Source organism: Mesorhizobium sp. M7A.F.Ca.CA.002.15.2.1 (genome assembly GCF_003998715.1).
GTDB classification, from domain to species: Bacteria; Pseudomonadota; Alphaproteobacteria; order Rhizobiales; family Rhizobiaceae; genus Mesorhizobium; species Mesorhizobium ciceri.
In genome coordinates, this window is record NZ_RZPI01000658.1 from 1 (window position 1) to 3050 (window position 3050).

Here is a 3050-nt window from a genome sequence, read left to right on the forward strand (position 1 = left end):
GTCCAGTACTCGCGCGCCGCCTCATAGGTCAGCCCCGCCTCGAGCAGGCCGTCAGTCAGCATCTTCCTGAGATCGCCAGCCGCCTTGCGCTGCATGCGGGCGGGAATCTCTTCCGAGCGGAGTTCTAGAAGCAGGTCAGGCATGGATGGGGCTCACGCGGCAAAATGGTCCGGGCGGGGGCATAGCAACTCGGCTGGCCGCTGTCACCCTTTCCGCACGGGGATCGCCGATTTGCGCCCGTTTCCAGAAATTTTGGCCATCCTGTCGGGACGAGACCGCGCCACCCGTCCTTGGATCAAAGATTTCCATGAACCGAACGCAGCGCTGAAGCGACCCACGCTCAGGCAGGGAACATTTGGCTCAACGACCATGAAAACGGCATCCAGACTTCTGCAGATCCTCGCACTCGGCGCCTGCTTCACCGCGCAGGCTCACGGTGCCTTCTCGATGCCGGGCGTTCGACAGGCATTGCGCACAATCGACGGTGCCAGCAGCCAGAACATACTGCCGATCAAAGCTTCCTTCGAGATGATGAAGCGGGCCTGAGACTCAGGCCGCCAGGCCACCCGCCTGCGTCTTCAAAAACGCCTCACCGCAGGCCTTCGCCAGATTGCGCACCCGCAGGATGTAGCTCTGCCGTTCGGTGACCGAAATCACGCCGCGCGCGTCAAGCAGGTTGAAGACATGGCTGGCCTTGATGCACTGATCATAGGCCGGGAAAACCATGCGGTGCATCGGCAGATTGTCGTTCGATGCCGGCGCGCCGGCATCGAGCAGCGCCTTGCATTCGGTCTCGGCGTCCTCGAAGTGGCGCAGAAGCATCGCCGTGTTGGCGTGTTCGAAATTGTGGCGCGAATATTCCTGCTCGGCCTGCAGGAAGACATCGCCATAGGTGACCTTGTCGGCGCCTTCCCGGCCGTTGAAATTGAGGTCGTAGACATTGTCGACGCCCTGCACATACATGGCCAGCCGCTCCAGCCCGTAGGTGAGTTCGCCGGCCACCGGTGCGCATTCGATACCGCAGACCTGCTGGAAATAGGTGAACTGCGAGACTTCCATGCCGTCGCACCAGCATTCCCAGCCGAGACCCCAGGCGCCCAGCGTCGGGCTTTCCCAATCATCCTCGACGAAGCGGATGTCGTGCAGCAGCGGATCGACGCCGATCGCCGCCAGCGAGCCGAGATAGAGTTCCTGCAAGTTGGGCGGGTTCGGCTTCAGGATCACCTGGTACTGGTAATAATGCTGCAGCCGGTTCGGGTTCTCGCCATAACGCCCGTCCTTGGGGCGGCGCGAGGGCTGGACATAGGCAGCGTTCCAGCGTTTCGGGCCGAGCGCGCGCAGCGTCGTTGCCGGATGAAAGGTGCCGGCGCCGACTTCCATGTCGTAGGGTTGCAGGATGACGCAGCCATAGGCCGCCCAATAGTTGTGCAAGGTCAGGATCAGCCCCTGGAACGAGCGGCTGGGATGCATATGGGCGGGGATTTCAATTGTCACGGGTGGCCTCGACAGCACAGGCTAGCTTGCCGGCACGTCCTAGAGACACGGCGGCGAAGCGTCAAGCAAAGCACGACGATGCGGTTGCGCCGACATTATGGAGCTGGCCCATTGCCCATCTCTCGGGCCTGCGCTCTGTTCGCCTGTGCAGCAACGACAACAGGTTTCAGCCATGCCCAGCCCGATCGTCATCCGCCCCGTTGCGCGACAGGATTTCGAGCAATGGCTGCCGCTGTGGGACGGCTACAATGCATTTTATGGCCGCTCGGGCGAAACGGCCCTGCCGGGTGAGATTACCCAGATGACATGGTCGCGTTTCTTCGATGCCTATGAGCCGGTCCACGCGCTGGTGGCCGAAAGCGAGGGACGGCTTCTCGGCCTCGTGCATTATCTCTTCCATCGCAGCACCACGGCGATCGCGCCGAATTGCTATCTGCAGGACCTTTTCACCACGCAGGCATCGCGTGGCAAAGGCATCGGACGGGCGCTGATCGAGGGCGTCTACGAGCGTGCCCAGGCGGCCGGCTCAGGCCGGGTATACTGGCTGACGCATGAGACCAATCACACGGCGATGAAGCTTTACGACAAGGTCGCCGAACACTCCGGCTTTGTCGTCTATCGCAAGCTCTTCTGAGGCAGCCAACCGAATACGCGGTTCAAACGAAAACGGGACTTCTGAAAAGAGCCCCGTTTGCGTTGAATTCAAATGGCTGACTTCATCCCTTCGGGGCGGGCACCGGCTCCGGCTTGACCTTCGGGGTCTCCTGCGCCGTGTTGGATTCGATCGGCGGCAGGCCCTTCATCAGCTTCTGCTGCAAGTTGGCCAGCACATCGGGATCCGGCTTCAGGTCGCGAGCCTGGTTCCACTGGAAGGTGGCTTCCAGCTTGCGGCCGACGCGCCAGTAGGCGTCGCCGAGGTGATCGTTGAGAACCGGATCTTCCGGCTTAAGCGACACGGCGCGTTCCATTTCGCGCACCGCGTCATCGAACCTGCCGAGGCGGAAATAGGCCCAACCCAGCGAATCGACGATGTAACCGTCGCTCGGCCTGAGGTCGACGGCCTTTTGAATCATCGCCAGCCCTTCCTTGAGATTCATGTTCATGTCGACCCAGGAATAGCCGAGATAATTCAGCACCTGCGGCTGGTCGGGGAACAGTTCCAGCGCCTTGCGGAAGTTCGGCTCGGCCTTGGGCCATTCCTTCAGGCGCTCATAGGCGATGCCGCGCTGGTAGAAGATGTTCCAGTTGGCTGCGGTCGGCGTCTTCAGCGCCTCGACAGCCTTGTCGTAGAGTGTGGCGGCCGAACGGAAATCCTCCTTCGAGGAATAGACGCCACCGAGCGCCAGATAGGCGCGCATGTCATTGGGATGGGCGTCGACGAAAGCCTTCAGATGAGTGATCGCTTCTTCGTGACGGTCGAGATCGGCAAGGTTGAGGCCGAGCTGCAGGTCCGAAAGCTCCTTCAGCGGCGAACCGGCGGGGATCCGGCGATAGAGCGCGATGGCGCCTTCGCCGTCCTTCAATTGCTCGGACACGGCAGCGAGTTGCACAAGGGC

At 61.6% G+C, this 3050-nt stretch carries 5 protein-coding genes; 2 read left to right on the plus strand and 3 right to left on the minus strand.

All coding sequences use genetic code 11. The features are described 5' to 3' along the window. Positions 1 to 143 (minus strand): glycine--tRNA ligase subunit beta (locus ENZ74_RS27030; RefSeq protein WP_127313113.1); only part of this gene is annotated, 143 nt, incomplete at its 3' end. A gap of 88 nt (positions 144 to 231) precedes the next feature. On the opposite strand from ENZ74_RS27030, the gene ENZ74_RS27035 reads away from it, so the two are divergent. Beyond that, positions 232 to 546, plus strand: coding sequence for a hypothetical protein (locus tag ENZ74_RS27035; RefSeq protein ID WP_127224221.1), 315 nt, complete (start codon positions 232 to 234; stop codon positions 544 to 546). A gap of 3 nt (positions 547 to 549) precedes the next feature. On the opposite strand, the gene ENZ74_RS27040 is transcribed toward ENZ74_RS27035, so the two are convergent. Beyond that, positions 550 to 1470, minus strand: a complete 921-nt coding sequence (locus ENZ74_RS27040) for a glycine--tRNA ligase subunit alpha (protein ID WP_174299093.1) — start codon at positions 1468 to 1470, stop codon at positions 550 to 552. 196 nt (positions 1471 to 1666) lie between these two features. Between ENZ74_RS27040 and ENZ74_RS27045 the strand changes: the two genes are divergently transcribed. Beyond that, complete coding sequence (locus ENZ74_RS27045; protein ID WP_024502644.1) at positions 1667 to 2128, plus strand: GNAT family N-acetyltransferase; 462 nt, start codon at positions 1667 to 1669, stop codon at positions 2126 to 2128. A gap of 82 nt (positions 2129 to 2210) precedes the next feature. On the opposite strand, the gene ENZ74_RS27050 is transcribed toward ENZ74_RS27045, so the two are convergent. Continuing rightward, on the minus strand, positions 2211 to 3050 hold an 840-nt coding region (locus tag ENZ74_RS27050), incomplete at its 5' end, for a tetratricopeptide repeat protein (protein ID WP_127313114.1).